The organism is Arthrobacter sp. HY1533, assembly GCF_027568515.1.
Lineage (GTDB): Bacteria > Actinomycetota > Actinomycetes > Actinomycetales > Micrococcaceae > Specibacter.
In genome coordinates, this window is sequence record NZ_JANKZF010000028.1 from 1 (window position 1) to 15,996 (window position 15,996).

The window sequence follows — 15,996 nt, forward strand, 5'->3', positions numbered from 1 at the left end:
CACACCCGGGGGTCCCCGGCATTGCGGGCGCGCGCAAAAAACGGGGGGGCCGCCGCGGATTCCCGCGGCGCCCCTCCTGCAATTTAAGGCTAGTTCGGTGCGGCCGTGCTTTCACGGACGGTGAGCTGGGGCAGGGCGCCAATCCTGTCCGGCAACACTTCCTCGGCCTCAATCTGCTCACGCAGGAAGTTTGCGGCATCGGCCCCCAGGCCGAACGTGTCGCGGGTGATGCACGTGATCGAGGGGCGCACCAGACCCGCGACCACCGAGTCGTCAAAGGAGGCAATCGAGAGCTCCGCCGGGACGGACAGGCGCATTTCCTGGGCCACGCGGAGGCCGGCGATGGCCATCATGTCATTGTCGAACACAATGGCACTGGGCCGTTCGGCCCGGCTGAGCAGGCGGCGCGTGGTGGCCGTGGCCGCCGCCGGCGAGAAGTCCGTGGCAATCACCTCGCCGCTGACTCCCCGGCCGCCCAGGACAGCAAGGACCTCGATGCGCATGCGGGTGTGCTGGAACTCGGCAGGGCCGGCGACGTAGGCGATGGAGCGGTGCCCCAGGGCGGCCAGGTAGTCGAACAGCGTGTGGGCCACCTGGCTGTCATCGAGCCAGATCGTGGCCGGGTGCCCGGCGTCGGAGCTGTGGCTGCCAATGACGACGGCGGGCAGGTCCATCTCCGTGAGGGCCGCGAGCCTGGGGTCGTCATCGCGGGGGTCGATCACAATCACGCCGTCCACCTGGTTGGCGCCGCGCCAGTGGCGGTAGGTGGCCACTTCCTCCTCGATCGAGCTGACCAGAACCATCTGCATCGCGATGTGGAACTCGGCCAGGGCCGACTGGACACCGGCGATCAGGTCGGTGAAGAACGCTTCGGTGCCCAGTGTGCTGGCCGAGCGGTTCACGGCAAATCCAATGACGCCGGCCCGGGAGCCGACCAGCGCGCGGGCCGCCGAACTCGGCACCCACTGGTGCTCCTGGGCAATGCTGAGGATGCGGCTGCGCGTCTGATCGCTCACGCCGGGCCGGCCATTGAGGGCGAATGAAACCGCTCCCGGGGAGACCCCGGCCATCCGGGCGATGTCCGTGATGGTCACGCGCTTGGGCTTGGCCGGCCTTTGGCCCGCTCCCACTGAGGTAGATCCAACCCCGTGCTCCATGGGTGGTGTTTCTCCTGTCTTGGAGCTAAAACGATTAATTTGGTGCCGGGCACCGCTGCAGTACCCGACACCACATTATCCGATGCCGCTGGCAGCCAAATCCGGGGCCGCGGACGGCCCCGGACGGCGCATCTAGCGTGCAGGCACCTGGGGTTCGCCCTCGAATACGGTGAACGCCAGGATGCCCTCGTTCATGGTCTCGGCAACCTCAAAGGATTCTGCCGCATCCGCACCCTGGAGCACGGCCAGTTCGTAGTGGAACTGGTGGAAGCCGCCCAGACTCGCCTTGAAGTTGGTCTCCCAGTAGTTGTTCATGACCCAGGAGTAGACCTCGTCGACATTCGGGACGCCTTCACCCATGAGCTGGGTGGGGCGCGTTTCAAGCGGGCCCATGGCCACCAGCGGCACGTCGGTGCAGGCGAGAACCACGGGCGCCTCCGAGGCGAACACCACTGCATTCTGGATCGCATAAAAATCGATGCACGACCCGGGAAGCTGGTCGATGCGCGGGCGCATGATGGCCCCGGCCTTGTCGATGTAGGTCTGATCGGCGATGAACGGGAGCGACAGGTAGAGGTTTTCCGGCTCCCACACGCTCTTCTTGTGCAGGCGCAGGTCAATGTCGAGCTTGGGTGCGTGCTTGTAGGAGGTCAGGATCACCGAGCATTCCTCAGCACCCTCGATCCGGTAGCTCAGTTCAACGCGTGAGAAAAGCGCCCCGTCCTCGAGGACCTGGACATCGAAGAGTTCCCCGACGCTGCGCTGCGTGCGGATGGCCTTGCGCGAGCGACCCAGGTTCTGCCGGACCGAGCCGTAGTCCTCGCCCATGCGGCGCGGGGTGACCTCATGGATGGGCGTGAACGCCCCGTGGTCCCGCCCTTCTGCGATGAGTTCGCGATCATTTGTCTTGTCGAGGATTGAGACAATTCCCGCGCCGGCGCGGTAGCGGATGGTGAAGAAGGCGTTGTCGATCTCCTCGACAGTGGCCACTCCGCCCGCGGCGCGCTTCTCCTCGACGTGCCAGCGGAGGTCCGCAACCCCGTCGGAACCGGCGTAGGCCACGAGTCCGGCGGAGGCGAGCGGCGGTGCAGGCAGTTCCTTCAGGACCCAGCTCAGCACCTGCTTGGGCTCAAAGTGCGCCCAGATGCACATCTGCGGGCCGCGCGAATGGGAGCTGATCTGGAACTCGACACTCTCGCCGGTCTCCGCGTTGACCACATCAAAGTGCTTGTGCCCATAAAAGTGCTCCACCTCGATGACCACCATTTCGGTGACCGGCCGGTCGTGCGGGTTGACGGCACGGAAGGAGACCTCACGCTGGGCCGAGGGGGCCGTCTCGCCATAGTGGGCCTGGATGCCCTCGCGGACAATCGTGGCCGATTCGGCAGCCTTCAGGGCGTAGAGACGCTTCCACTGGTCCAGGTTGTTGACCTGCGGGTGGTACGGCTCCGAGATCGAAGAGGAGTATCCCCAGGTGTGCTCGCCGTAGAACATGAGGTTCGCGTAAGCGGAGTCGTAGTTTGCGGGACCGCCGATCTGCTCGTCGGAATCCAGCTTGCCCGCCATGTGCAGGCTGCGGGCCGCGGCACGGTATTGCGTCACCTCGGCCGGCGTCGAACCAATTCCATCCGCCCACCAGTCGGTCCAGTCGCCCCGGTGGGTTGGGATGTCGGCGCCGGACGCCAGCACTGCCTCAAAGAACTCGTCGAGGGTGACCATCTTCAACTCAACGCCATGCCCTTCAGCGTTGAAGCGGTCGCAGAATTCCAGGACGCGCAATGACGGGGATGCGTTGTCCGTCATGTAGGCGCAGACGCTAACTGGCGCGAACGGCAGTTCGTAGCCGCCCTCCTTCAGGCTCTCCACATAGGCGCCAATTCGCTTGACCGAGAGCTCATGCGGGTCCAACTGGGAACCGGACTTCCCGTCCCTGATGACGTACTCGTAGGCAGGGGTACCGGAGATGCCGAGTTCATTGCCCAGGATGTAGTGGTCGCCGGACCAGGCCAGCACCTTCTCGCCGAGCGGGGACTCCCACCAGAATGCCGTCTGCTTGCGGCCCAGCGGGTAGTAGCCGTGGTGGATGTGGATGTTGGACATGAGGTGCTTGACGCCCTGGCGGGCAAGGACGTCGGCGAAGCCCCAGCTGTAGCCATTGACGTCTGCCGTCAGGGCGCTGGCTGCCGTGATTCCGAGGGCATCACGTTCCGACTTGGCCTCATCCATGATCCGGGTGTGCACAAATTCGGGAATGAGGTCCGTGAGGTTGAAGTGGCTTCCGGACAGGCCGATGCGGCCATCCTCGACAGCCTTGACAAAACGGTCCCGCTCGCTGTCGTCGGCCACCTTCAGGAACTCACGCACGGCCCAATAGGCTTCGCAGTTCCAGCGGAATCGCGGCTCACGCTCCACCAGGTCGAGGGCCTCACGGATGAAGGCGATGTGGTGCGCCTTCACCTTCTCCTGGGTGTCGGTGTAGCCGATGTCCGTGTGGGTGGTGTGAATGACGTAGAGGGTGAAGTTGTCTGCCACGATGCTCCATTGCTGTTCTGTGGGTTGGGAGAGGGGCCAGGGCCTAAATCTCAACCAAAGCTATCGTCAGCAAATGTTCTAGTCAATCGTTTTAGTTAAATGATTCAACAAATTAATTCGAGTCCATCGTGCCTGCCTTAAACAAAGCAGGCCCGCAGAAATCTGCGGGCCTGCACAAGCGGTGCCGGGCGGGCCGGCGCATGGTTTCAGCGCTGTGGGCGCCAGACCACAACTGCCTGGCTGCGCGGGCGGGGGCGCTGGCCCCGGGCCAGGGCAACGATGTCCCCGCCGGCCAGGCCAGCGGCGAACACGCGGCTGTTGGCGCGGGGCAGGCCCGAGGCCATTTGCGCGGAAACTGCTTCCAGCTCATCGCTGAGCTCAACGACCTTGGCGCGCAGGGCGTCCACCTGGTTTTGCAGGTCCATGATGCGGCGGATGCCCTCCAAGGAGACGCCCTCCTGCGACAACCGCTGGACTTCGCGCAGCATCTCGACGTCGTGCTGCGAGTAACGCCGGGCGCGGCCCGGGGCGCGCCCGGGGCTGACAATGCCGAGCCGGTCGTACTGGCGCAGCGTCTGCGGGTGCATTTCGGCCAGCTCGGCGGCCACGGAAATCACAAAGATGGGTGCGTACGGGTCAACAATCATTGTGTTTCCTTTCTAGGCGTTTCGGTGGTTGAGCGGGGATCCGGTCTCGACATGGGGCCCCCGACGCGAGGGCCCCTGGCCGAGGCACGAGGCCTGGGAGCGTCTGGGGATCGACCACCGGGATGGGGATCGACCACCGGGAACAGGCTCAACCACCGGTGCCGCTACAGTTTGGCTTTGTCTTTCAACGCAGCGCGAGGGTCGCCGTCGGCGGTTGCGGCGGCAAAGGCACGCACTGCCTCCTCAGCCTCCTTGTTGAGCTTCTGCGGAACTGCCACGTCGATCGTGACGAGCAGGTCGCCGTCGCCCTTTGAGGTCTTGACGCCGGCGCCCTTGACGCGCAGCGTGCGCCCTGACGGAGTGCCCGCCGGAACACGGACACGCACGGTGTCCCCTGTCAGCGTGGGGACGCTGATGTCGGCGCCCAGTGCCGCCTCGGGGAACGTGACAGGGACGTGGATGCGGATGTTGTTGCCGTCGCGGACAAAGAAGTCGTGCGGCTTGACATTGACGGTCACCATCAAATCGCCCGGCCCGGCCGAACCGGATTGGCCCTTGCCCTTGACGCGGACCTTCTGGCCGTCCTTGATGCCGGCGGGGATGCGCACATCAATGACCTCGCCGTTGGGCTCGCGCAGGCCAATCTTGGTGCCGTTGATGGATCCGGCGAAGGAAATGCTGGTGCTCGCCGTGCGGTCCGCGCCCTTGGTGGGCTGGGGTTGGAAGCCGCCGAAGCCGCCTCCCCCGCCGCCGCCAAACAGGTCGGCGAATTCCGGCGGCAGGCCCGAGCCGTTGAAGCCCTGTGAGCCGCCGCGCGGTGCGCGGCCACCGCGGCCGCCGCCAAAGAGGTCTCCGAAGACGTCTTCAAAGCCGCCGCCGGCGCCCTGGCCGGCACCGCCTGCGCTGAAGCGGGCGCCGCCTCCCATGGCGCGGATGGCGTCGTACTGTTCGCGGTCTTCCTTGCTGGAGAGCACTGAATACGCTTCGGAGACGTCCTTGAAAGTCTTTTCCGCAACAGGGTCACCGGAGTTGGTGTCCGGGTGGTATTTGCGGGCGAGCTTCCGGTATGCCTTCTTGATGTCGGCATCCGATGCATCCTTGGCCACACCGAGAATTTTGTAGAAGTCCTTTTCTGCCCAGTCCTGACTTGCCAAGACGCCTCCTTTCTAAAAGTTTGTGGGAAATTTGGTGGTCGAGCCGTTAGAGAACCCCCCGTGTGGAAAGGCTAGACCACCCGTTTTTTTTTGGTTTGTGGGGGGGGCGCGCCGGGCCCCCCCCCCCCCGGCCCCCCCCCCCCCCCCACCAGTCGTTTGTTACTCCGGTACTGCCACGATTACCTGTGCGGCGCGCAGGATGCGTTCGCCGGACTTGTAGCCGTTGCGCAGCACCTGGCTGACAGTGTCAACCTCGATGTCTGCTGCAGGCTGCTGGATGAGTGCCTCATGCACAGTCGGATCGAACGGAACGCCGGTGGCGTCGATCTTTTCCAGGCCGTACGTTGCGAGGGCGGTTTCCAGCTTCGCGGCGATGGCCGCGAACGGCCCGTCCACGATGTCGCCGTGCGTGCGCCCGGCGTCAATGTCATCCAGGACCGGAAGCAGTGAGTTCAGCACGCCAATGACGGCCATCTGTCCGGCAACGGCCCGGTCACGCTCGACGCGCTTGCGGTAGTTGACGTACTCGGCCTGCAGGCGAAGAAGGTCGTTCTTCAATTCTGCAGCGTCGTCAGCAGCCGCCCCGGGGGCGACTGACTCCTCTGCCGGAACCTCGACACCGTTGAGGATGTCTTCGGCCTGGGAGAGTGCATCGCCCTCGGGGGTCTCGACAGGCTCGACCACCGGCTCGCCCTCTTCGGGGTTTACTGACTGCGTCATGGCTACTTCTTCTCGTCTGCGTCTTCGTCGATGATCTCGGCGTCGACGATGTCTTCGTCAGCGCCTGCATCGGAGGAAGCTGCACCTTCGGAAGCACCGGCGTCGGCCGTTGCACCCTCAGCCGCGGCTGCGGCGTAGATGGCCTCGCCCAGTGAGGACTGCGAAGCCTGCAGCTTCTCGAAGGCAGCCTTCACGGCATCCTCGTCATCGCCGGCAAGAGCGGTCTTCAGCGCGGTGACATCTTCCTTGACCGGGTTCTTGACCTCATCGGCGAGCTTGTCGTCGTTGTCGGCCAGGACCTTGTCCACGGAGTAGGCCAGCTGCTCCGCGGAGTTGCGCAGATCGGCTGCCTCGCGGCGTGCCTTGTCCTCGGAAGCGTGCTCTTCAGCGTCGCGAACCATGCGCTCGATGTCTTCCTTGGAGAGCGAGGAACCACCGGTGATGGTCATGGACTGCTCAACACCTGTGCCCTTGTCCTTGGCGGAGACGTGCACAATGCCGTTGGCATCGATGTCGAAGGTGACCTCAACCTGCGGGACGCCGCGCGGAGCCGGAGCGATACCGGTCAGCTCGAACGTGCCCAGCGGCTTGTTGTCGCGGGTGAACTGGCGCTCGCCCTGGAAGACCTGGATGGCCACTGACGGCTGGTTGTCATCAGCGGTGGTGAAGGTCTCGCTGCGCTTGGTCGGGATGGCCGTGTTGCGCTCGATCAGGTGCGTCATGACACCACCCTTGGTTTCAATGCCCAGGGACAGCGGGGTGACGTCGATCAGCAGAACGTCCTTGCGCTCGCCCTTCAGCACGCCAGCCTGCAGTGCGGCACCAACGGCCACAACCTCATCCGGGTTGACACCCTTGTTGGGCTCCTGGCCACCGGCCAGTTCCTTGACCAGCTCGGAGACGGCGGGCATGCGGGTGGAACCACCAACAAGCACGATGTGGTCGATGTCCGAAACCTTGATGCCGGCTTCCTTGATGACGTCGTTGAACGGCTTCTTGGTCCGGTCCAGCAGGTCCGCGGTCAGTTCCTGGAACTTGGCGCGGGTCAGCTGCTCGTCCAGGTGCACCGGGCCGTCGGGGGTGACGGAGAGGTACTGGAGCGAAACGCTGGTGCTGGAGGCCGAGGACAGTTCCTTCTTGGCCTGCTCGGCAGCTTCCTTCAGGCGCTGCAGGGCGATCTTGTCCTTGGACAGGTCGATGCCCTTGACCTTGAGCTGGTTCAGCAGGTAGTCAACTACGCGCTGGTCCCAGTCGTCGCCGCCGAGGCGGTTGTCACCGGCAGTTGCGCGGACCTGGATGGTGGAGAAGTTGTCTTCGTCCTTGCCAACTTCGAGCAGGGAGACGTCAAACGTTCCGCCACCGAGGTCGAATACCAGGATGAGCTCGTCTTCCTTGCCCTTTTCCAGGCCGTAAGCCAAGGCAGCGGCCGTGGGCTCGTTGACAATGCGCAGCACCTTCAGGCCGGCAATTTCGCCGGCTTCCTTCGTGGCCTGGCGCTCGGCGTCGTTGAAGTAGGCCGGGACGGTGATGACAGCGTCGGTGACCTTTTCACCCAGGTAGGACTCGGCGTCGTTCTTGAGCTTCATCAGGATGCGGGCGGAGATTTCCTGCGCCGTGTACTTCTTGCCGTCGATGTCGACGTTCCAGTCGGTGCCCATGTGGCGCTTGACGGAGGCAATGGTGCGGTCAATGTTGTTGACGGCCTGGCGCTTGGCGATTTCGCCAACCAGGACTTCGCCGCTCTTGGAGAAGGCAACAACTGAGGGGGTGGTGCGGCCGCCTTCGGCGTTGGCGATAACCGTGGGCTCGCCGCCTTCCAGGACGGATACAACAGAGTTTGTGGTTCCGAGGTCAATACCTACAGCACGTGACATAAGTGGTTCCTTTCATGAGCCGCTGGCTAAACAATTCCGCAACCGGGGTGGCTGCGGGTTCGCTCAATCAGCGGTATTGAGCGTTCTGCACTCAACTTTACTCAGACTCGTTTTCATGTCAAGCCAAGTTGAGCGTAGTTGACTCAACTTTCACGGTGGGCGAACAAGAACGACGCCGGATGGCTGGTTTTTGTGCGCTGCGCCACTTCCGCGCGTCACTGCCTGTCCGCAATTTGGACTGTCAATCTCACATTATGAACACTTCTAGTGGGGAAAGCCGGACAGGAATAGTCTGCTCGCATGAGCGAGCAACCCAGCACCGAAAGCACCGGAAACACAGGAAACCAGGGCGACGTCTACACGCACGGCCACCACGAGAGCGTGCTGCGGTCCCACACCTCCCGCACGGCCCAAAACTCCGCCGCCTATCTCATCCCGCACCTGGGCCACGGCTTGTCCGTGCTGGATGTGGGGTCCGGCCCCGGCACCATCACCTCCGACTTTGCCCGCCTCGTGGCACCTGGTCCCGTGCTTGGACTGGACCGCGCCCCGGAGGTGGTTGCCGCCGCCACCGCGCTGGCCCGCGAGCAGCACCTGGCCAACCTGAGCTTTGACACGGGCGACATCTACAACTTGGACCTCCCTGACGACTCCTTCGATGTGGTGCACGCCCATCAGGTCCTCCAACACCTGACCGACCCCGTCGAGGCCCTGCGCGAGATGCGCCGGGTGGCCAAGCCCGGCGGCATCGTGGCCGTGCGCGACGCTGACTTCCACGGCATGTCCTGGTACCCGCAGCTGCCGGAGCTCGATGAATGGATGGAGCTGTACCAGAAGGTTGCCCGGCACAACCAGGCCGAACCCGACGCGGGGCGGCGGCTGCTGCACTGGGCCAGGGCTGCGGGATTCACCGATGTCACGCCGTCGACCGCCAGCTGGCTCTACGCGACCCCGGAGCAGCGTGCCTGGCTCGCCGGGGTCTGGGCGGACCGCGTGGTGGGTTCGGCTTTTGCCGAGCAGGCCACGGCCTACGGCTTTGCGGACAAGGCAACACTTGAGCGGATTTCGGCCGGATGGCGGGCCTGGGGCGCCTCGCCCGACGGCTGGTTCGTCATGCCGAACGGGGAGATCATCGCCCGGGCCTGACGGTGATCCCACGCGCCAGCCCGGCCGGCGATAAGCTGGGCGGATGCAGTTTTCCCTTTGGCTGGCCCTTGCCGGCGCCGGCGCCATGATCAGCCTGACCCCGGGTGCGGGGGCCATCAACACGATGTCCAACGCACTGACCTCCGGATTCCGACGCTCCTTCTGGGGGATCCTTGGCCAGCAGCTGGCGCTGGTGATCCACGTGATCATCGTCGCGGCAGGTGTGGGCATCCTGGTCTCCAGTTCGCCGTTCCTGTTCATGATGATCCGCTATGTGGGCGCCGCGTACCTGGTCTACTTGGGCATCCGGAAGCTGCTGGCCAAGGCCGAGAAGGTCGACGGCCCGGACTCGCCCGCCGTGGTCGAGTCCGGGTTCTCGATGTTCCGCCGCGGGCTGTGGGTCAACCTGCTGAACCCCAAGGCCATTGTGTTTTTCCTGGCGTTCATGCCCCAGTTCATCCGCCCCGACGAGCCGCTGCTGCCGCAATACGTGATCCTGACGGCCACAGTGGTGGTCATCGACATCATCGTCATGTGGTTCATCTTTGCCGCCGGTGCCAAGCAGCTCAAGCACCTGACCACCAGCGAGCGCGGACAGCTGGTCCTCAACCGGATCTTCGGCATCCTGTTCATCGCCGTGGGTATCCTGCTGGCACTCGTATAGCCGCCTTGAGCACGGGGCAGGGTTGCCCTGCACCCCGCGGCCGGACGTGGCCCCGCCGATAGACTGTCTCAATGACGTCCCCGTACCGGATCACCACTGTTTGCACAGGCAACATCTGCCGCTCCCCCATGGCTGAATTCATGGTGGCCGACGCCGCCGCGCAGGCGGGCGTGGACATTGTGGTGGACTCCGCGGGGACCACGGCCTGGGAGTTGGGCAAGCCCATGGATCCGCGCGCCAAGGCCGTCCTGGCCCGCCACGGCATCAACCCGGCAAAGCACACCGCCCGCAGCTTCAACCCGGACTGGTTCGCCGAGCGCGACCTCATCCTGGCCCTGGACACGGACCACTACGACGCCCTGCGCGCCCTGGCCCCCAGCCCCGAGGCGGCCGCCAAGGTGCGCATGCTGCGCTCTTTCGACCCCGAAGTGGCCTCCGACGGCCCCGCGGCACAGGGCATCTACGACCCCTGGTACGGCGACTCCAACGACTTTGAGGCCAGCTGGGAGTTCATCTCGGCCGCGATCCCCGGCATCCTGGCGCACGCCCGTGGCTGATCCCCAACCCCAGCGCCCGGTGCTCATCGCCGTCGACGGCCGCTCCGGCGCCGGGAAGACCACCGTGGCCGTGGAACTGGCCACCCTGCTGCGCCGCCACCGCCCCGTGTCCTTGTTCCACCTCGAGGACATTTACCCCGGCTGGGACGGCCTGGCCGGCGGTGTGGAACGCTACATAGACTCCGTCCTGGCACCCCTGAGCCAGGGCTTGGCCGCCACGTGGACGGCCTGGGACTGGGAGGCCCAGAACGACGGCGCCTCCCGGACCACAGCCGTGGCGCCCGTCGTGATTGTGGAGGGTGTGGGCTCCTCGCACGGCCGCGCTGCCGGTTTCCTTGACGCCGTGGTCTGGGTCGATGCGCCGAGCCAGACCCGAAAGCAACGAGCCCTGGCCCGCGACGGCGAGACCTACGCCCCGTTCTGGGACCTCTGGGCCGGGCAGGAAGAGCGGCTCCAGGCCGACGACGCCGGGATCGAAGCCGCCGACGTCCTGGTGGACGGCACCCACGGCGTGGCCGGCGCCCCCGAATTTGTGCTGGACGCCCTGACACAGCTCCCTGCCCTGGAACACGTGCTCGCCCCGGAGCTGGCGCGCCGCCGCGGCCTGGAATTCTCGGCAGTCCGGATGGACGGGATGCCCTCCGCGGCCGGGCTCTTCCACGCCCTGTACGGGGATGCGGAGCATGCAGTGTGGCTCGACAGCTCCACTTCAGAGGGCAGCAATGCCACGTCGGGAGCAATCGCCGGTGCCGGGCCGGCCGCCGCCCGGTCGCGCTTTTCCATCATGGCCGACCACTCTGGCTGCTTTGGCCAGACCGCCTCCCACAGCGGCGGGGTGACCACGGTGACCGCTGGCCAGGTCACCACCCGCATCCGCGGCCCGTTCTTCCGCTGGCTCGATTCCGTGTGGGGCCGCAAGGCTGTTCGCGCACCTGACCACTACCCGGGGGACTTCACCCTCGGCTGGCTGGGCTGGCTGGGCTATGAGCTCAAGGCGGAGACCGGTGGCGCCCGCGTGCAACACGAGGCACAGGCCCCCTCCTCCGCCGTTCCCGACGCCGCGCTCCTGTTTGCCGGCCGTGCCGTGGTCCTGGACCACCAGGAGGGCTGCCTCTATGCCCTGACCCTCTCGGGCGCCCACCACCCGCGCTCGGAGGGCGAGGCCTCGGAGTTCCTGGAGACCGTCCGCGCAGCGATGCAGGCTGCCGGCCAGCCGGCGTCGGGCATCCCAGCAGCGGCGAACCCTCCGGCCTTCACGGCCCGGGACGGCGAGCGCCGCTACAAGGAGATGATCGCGGCAGCCCAGGGGCAGATCCACGACGGCAATTCCTACGAGGTCTGCCTGACCACCACGCTCGAGGCACGCACGGAGCACCGGGTGGACTCGTGGACCACCTACCAGGCGCTGCGGGCCCGGAATCCCGCCCCCTTTGCGGCGTTCCTGCGCTTGGGCGGGCTGGGCGTTGCCAGCACGTCCCCTGAACGGTTCCTGCGCATCGATGCGGCCGGGCTCATGCGCGCCGAGCCCATCAAGGGCACCCGGCGCCGCGATCCCGACCCGGCCGTGGACCAGGCGCTCAAGGTGGACCTGGCGACTTCCCTGAAGGACCGGGCGGAGAACATCATGATCGTGGACCTGCTGCGGAACGACCTCTCCCACTTTGCCGTGCCTGCCTCGCTGTCCGTGCCGCGGTTGTGTGCCATTGAAAGCTACGCCACGGTGCACCAGATGGTCAGCACCATCGAGGCGCAGCTGGCTCCGGGCAGTTCGCGGGCGCAGGCCGTGGCTGCCGCGTTCCCGGCAGGGTCCATGACGGGCGCACCCAAGATCAGCACCATGGCCATCCTGGACAGCTTGGAGGCCGGTCCGCGCGGCATCTACTCGGGCGCGATCGGCTATTTCTCACTCAATGCGGCCACAGACCTGTCGGTGGTGATCCGCACGCTGGTCCTCGCGGACACGCCCGACGGCGGCACGCAGCTTTCATTGGGTGTCGGCGGCGCCATCACGGCGGACTCCGAGGACGAGGCGGAGTGGCAGGAGATCCAGGCCAAGGCCTACGGCGTCCTGTCGACCCTGGGCGCCACCTTCCCCGCCTGAGCAAGACCGCACTTTTCCCGCTTGGCCGCACCTTTCACGCTTATCCGCGGGCAGCTGACCGCAGATAAGCGTGAAAGGTGCGGTCATGCGCTGGCGGGTTACTGGATCGTGGCGGTTAGGCGGGCCACGTTGTCCACGTAGCGGGCCAGGATGGGCCGGTTCTCCCATTCGTCCAGCAGCAGCTCACGGGAAACGGCCCGGTAGTGGTCCTCAACCTCATGCATGCGCTGCACCACGCTGCCGTCGACAATCATGACCGTCACCTCGAGGTTCAGGGAGAAGCTGCGCATGTCCATGTTCGAGGAGCCGATCACGGCCACCTCGGAGTCCACGGTGAAGTGCTTGGCGTGCAAAACCAGCGGCTTGGGGTAGAGGTAAATCCGCACCCCGGCCTTCAGCAGCGCCTCGTAGTAGGACCGCTGGGCGTGGTGGACCAGGAACTGGTCGCCGGCCTCGGAGACGAACAGCTCCACAGTGACCCCTCGCTGGGCGGCGGTTGTGATGGCGTAGAGCAGGGAGTCATCGGGCACAAAGTATGGGCTGGAGATGGTGATGCATTCCTCCGCCGAGTACAGCAGCGTGTTGAACAGGCGCAGGTTGTTTTCCGTCACGAACCCCGGGCCGCTGGGGACCACCTGGCACAGGGAGCCGCCGGAGAAGGAGTTCCAGTGGTACGCCGCGAGTTGTGATTCCAGGTTCTCCTCGGTTTCCGAGGACCAGTCCGTGGCAAACATGACGTTGAGCGTGCCCACGATGGGCCCCTCCAGCCGGGACATCAGCTCAACCCACTCGCGTCCGATCCGGGCGTTCTTCTTCTTTCGGTAGGACGGTTCAATGACGTTCTGTGAACCTGTGAACCCCACCCGCCCGTCGACCACAAGGATCTTGCGGTGGTTGCGCAGGTCGGGGCGGCGCCACTGGCCCTTGACGGGCAGCAGCGGCAGCATGCGCCGCCATTGGATGGAGCTGTTCTTCAGCCGGCGGATCATGTGCCGGTAGCCGGGTACCCGCAGCGAACCAATGTGGTCAAAGAGCACGCGCACCCTAACGCCGCGTTCGGCGGCCGCCTCCAGTTCCGCAAACAGCCTGTCGGTGCTGGCATCGGAGCTCATGATGTAGAACTCGGCATTGACGTAGTCGGTGGCGCGGCTGACCTCCTCGGCCATGGCATCCAGCGACTCCTGGTAGCCCTCAATGAGCTGGACCGTGTTGCCGCCCAGGGCCGGGAAATAGCCCAGGTTCTGGTTCAGCTCCATGGCCGACTTCACCCAGGCCGGCCCCTCGTACTCGGGCACCTGGGAGGCAATGTCCTGCGTTCCCGCCAGGATGCGCTCGTTGACGGCAGCCTGAGTCTCCCGCCGACGTCGTGAGAGCCGGAAGTTGCCAAACATGAGGAACAGGAGCAGGCCAATGTAGGGCAAAAAGAAGATGCACAGCAGCCAGGCCATGGCTGTGGTGGGGCGCCGGTTGCCCGGGATCACACCCAGCACCACGATGCGGATGGCCAGGTCAACCAGCAAGATGAGCGCAGAAAGCCAGACACTCATTGAATCCGGCAGACTGAACGCCGTCGAGATCATCCGTGCCTCCCCGTAGATGCGCGCCAGTGTCCGCGCAGGTGACAATAGCCTAACGGCACATGGCAACCGCCGATTCCTGCCGGCCCCCGTGGCATGGTGCCGTTATGCTGGGCGTGACTTTGAGATCCACAAGAAACCAAACGATCGCACCATGTAAGGAACACGCCATGAGCAGCTCCGCCAGCACGCAAGCCACATTCGACATTTTTGCCCTTGATCCGCACAAGCTCACCGAGAAAGCCGTCAAGTGGCTGCGCATAGCCTTTGCCGTCAGCGGCGCCGTAGCCCTCATCCTGGGCATTGTGCTGCTCCTGTGGCCCAGCAAGACCATGGCCGTCGTGGCCGTGTTCCTGGGCATTAACTTCCTGATCACAGGAGCCATCAAGGTGGCCGTGGGCATCTTCAGCCACAGCATCTCCGCCGGCATGCGCATCCTTGACATCCTGCTGGGCCTGTTTGTCCTGGTGGCCGGCATCATCGCTATCCGCAACTCGGCGGCCACGGGCGAAATCCTTGTCATCTTCACCGTCATCATGATCGGCATCGGCTGGATCTTCGAGGGCATCATCGCCATGGCTGAGGCCGGCAAGGGCCCCTCCCGCACCTGGGCCATCGTGTTCGGCATCCTCAGCGTGCTGGCCGGCATCGTGGTGCTGGTTGTGCCCGTGTGGACCGCCGCCTGGCTGCTGCTCATGACCGCGATCATGCTGATTGTCCTGGGCGTCGTGGGCATTGTCCGCGCCTTCACCTTTGGCAGGAAGCTCTTTGCCGCCAGCTAAGCTCGATGCATGACAACACTGGTTTTCCTGGATCCCGTCCACCCCGCAGGCCGCCTGGCCGACGCCGCGTCCCCCGCCATCCTGGCCACGGACCAGGGCGTCACGCGGGGGGACGGGATTTTTGAATCCCTGCTCGCGGTGGACGGCGTGCCCCGCAAGCTCCAGGCGCACCTTGACCGGCTGGCGGCATCAGCCCGCACCATGGACCTGGCCATCCCGGCCGCAGAGTCCTGGGAGGCGGCGATTTCGACGGCGGTCGCGGCCTGGACCGACTCCCAGACTCCCGCTGCAGCGGACGACGCCGGGCCCGGTGCGGCAGCCGCCGCGGCCGGGGAAACCCAGTGCGTGGTCAAGCTCATTGCCACCCGCGGCCCCGAGGGCGCCAACACCACAACGGCCTGGGTTGCCGTCAGCGCCGTCTCCCCGGCCCTGGCAGTGCAGCGCCAAAAGGGGCTGGCGGTGGTCCTGCTGGAGCGCGGCTACGACAGCGACATTGCCGCCCGCGCCCCTTGGCTGCTCATGGGCGCCAAGACGCTCTCCTACGCGGTCAACATGGCCGCCCTGCGGCACGCCCACACCCTGGGCGCCGATGACGTGATTTTCACCAGCGGCGACGAACTCGTGTTGGAGGGGCCGACGTCGTCCGTACTGCTGGCGCACATTTCCGACGATTCCGGGGTGCCGGTCAAGCGGCTCATCACCCCGCACCTGGACACCGGCATCCTGCCAGGCACCACGCAGGGGGCACTGTTTGCCGCGGCCAAGGCGGCAGGCTGGGAACTGGGCTACGGCCCCGTGACGCCCGCTGACCTGCTCGACGCCGACGCCGTGTGGCTCATCTCCAGCCTGCGCCTGCTGGCGCCCGTCAACACGATTGACGGTGCGGAAATCGGCACCGCCGAGATCCGCAAGGCCCTCACGGACGAGCTTTCAGCTCTGCTGGCAAAAACGCTCTAGGTGTACCTGGCCATCACGTTGGTGACACTCGGTTGATGGGTGTTGTTCCGGTGCTGGTGTGGATGCGTTCATTGTTGTAGTGGTTGAGCCATGGGTCAAGGGCTTGGGTGCGTTGGATGTTGCTGGTG

Annotated in this window: 13 protein-coding genes; 6 read left to right on the forward strand and 7 right to left on the reverse strand. The window is 65.4% G+C overall.

Features of this window, described 5'->3' with window-relative positions; genetic code table 11:
* Positions 1–89: 89 nt before the first annotated feature.
* From PCK14_RS16350 to dnaK, 6 genes are all read right to left on the reverse strand, one after another.
* A complete protein-coding gene (locus PCK14_RS16350) occupies positions 90–1,130 on the reverse strand; it encodes a LacI family DNA-binding transcriptional regulator (protein WP_269939580.1) in 1,041 nt (346 codons plus the stop codon).
* Between the two features lie 159 nt (positions 1,131–1,289).
* On the reverse strand, positions 1,290–3,689 hold the full coding sequence (locus PCK14_RS16355; protein WP_269939581.1) for a hypothetical protein: 2,400 nt from the start codon (positions 3,687–3,689) through the stop codon (positions 1,290–1,292).
* 206 nt (positions 3,690–3,895) lie between these two features.
* A complete protein-coding gene (locus PCK14_RS16360) occupies positions 3,896–4,336 on the reverse strand; it encodes a heat shock protein transcriptional repressor HspR (protein ID WP_269939582.1) in 441 nt (146 codons plus the stop codon).
* Positions 4,337–4,500: 164 nt separating this feature from the next.
* Entirely contained in the window at positions 4,501–5,490 is a 990-nt protein-coding gene (locus PCK14_RS16365) for a DnaJ C-terminal domain-containing protein (protein ID WP_269939583.1), read from the reverse strand.
* A gap of 159 nt (positions 5,491–5,649) precedes the next feature.
* Positions 5,650–6,210 (reverse strand): nucleotide exchange factor GrpE, encoded by a 561-nt coding sequence (locus PCK14_RS16370; RefSeq protein ID WP_269939584.1) that lies wholly within the window; start codon positions 6,208–6,210, stop codon positions 5,650–5,652.
* Positions 6,211–6,212: 2 nt separating this feature from the next.
* Positions 6,213–8,084 carry a molecular chaperone DnaK gene (gene dnaK, locus PCK14_RS16375; protein ID WP_269939585.1) on the reverse strand — a complete coding sequence of 624 codons (1,872 nt, stop codon included), beginning with the start codon at positions 8,082–8,084 and terminating at the stop codon, positions 6,213–6,215.
* 300 nt (positions 8,085–8,384) lie between these two features.
* Between dnaK and PCK14_RS16380 the strand changes: the two genes are divergently transcribed.
* The 4 genes from PCK14_RS16380 to pabB all read left to right on the forward strand — a co-directional run bounded on the left by PCK14_RS16380 (position 8,385) and on the right by pabB (position 12,552).
* The gene (locus PCK14_RS16380) at positions 8,385–9,230 is read left to right on the forward strand and encodes a methyltransferase domain-containing protein (RefSeq protein ID WP_269939586.1); all 846 of its coding nucleotides are present in this window, start codon (positions 8,385–8,387) and stop codon (positions 9,228–9,230) included.
* 43 nt (positions 9,231–9,273) lie between these two features.
* Entirely contained in the window at positions 9,274–9,894 is a 621-nt protein-coding gene (locus tag PCK14_RS16385; RefSeq protein ID WP_269939587.1) for a LysE family transporter, read from the forward strand.
* Positions 9,895–9,965: 71 nt separating this feature from the next.
* Positions 9,966–10,451 carry a low molecular weight protein-tyrosine-phosphatase gene (locus tag PCK14_RS16390; protein ID WP_269939588.1) on the forward strand — a complete coding sequence of 162 codons (486 nt, stop codon included), beginning with the start codon at positions 9,966–9,968 and terminating at the stop codon, positions 10,449–10,451.
* Positions 10,444–12,552 carry an aminodeoxychorismate synthase component I gene (pabB, locus tag PCK14_RS16395; protein ID WP_269939589.1) on the forward strand — a complete coding sequence of 703 codons (2,109 nt, stop codon included), beginning with the start codon at positions 10,444–10,446 and terminating at the stop codon, positions 12,550–12,552. The genes PCK14_RS16390 and pabB overlap by 8 nt, the downstream gene beginning before the upstream one ends.
* 98 nt (positions 12,553–12,650) lie before the next feature.
* On the opposite strand, the gene cls is transcribed toward pabB, so the two are convergent.
* Positions 12,651–14,099 carry a cardiolipin synthase gene (cls, locus tag PCK14_RS16400; protein ID WP_269939590.1) on the reverse strand — a complete coding sequence of 483 codons (1,449 nt, stop codon included), beginning with the start codon at positions 14,097–14,099 and terminating at the stop codon, positions 12,651–12,653.
* Between the two features lie 200 nt (positions 14,100–14,299).
* Here cls and PCK14_RS16405 point away from each other — a divergent pair, with 200 nt between their 5' ends.
* Together PCK14_RS16405 and PCK14_RS16410 are read left to right on the forward strand one after the other, a co-directional pair.
* Positions 14,300–14,911 (forward strand): HdeD family acid-resistance protein, encoded by a 612-nt coding sequence (locus PCK14_RS16405; protein ID WP_269939591.1) that lies wholly within the window; start codon positions 14,300–14,302, stop codon positions 14,909–14,911.
* A gap of 9 nt (positions 14,912–14,920) precedes the next feature.
* On the forward strand, positions 14,921–15,868 hold the full coding sequence (locus tag PCK14_RS16410; protein WP_269939592.1) for an aminodeoxychorismate lyase: 948 nt from the start codon (positions 14,921–14,923) through the stop codon (positions 15,866–15,868).
* Positions 15,869–15,996: the final 128 nt, after the last annotated feature.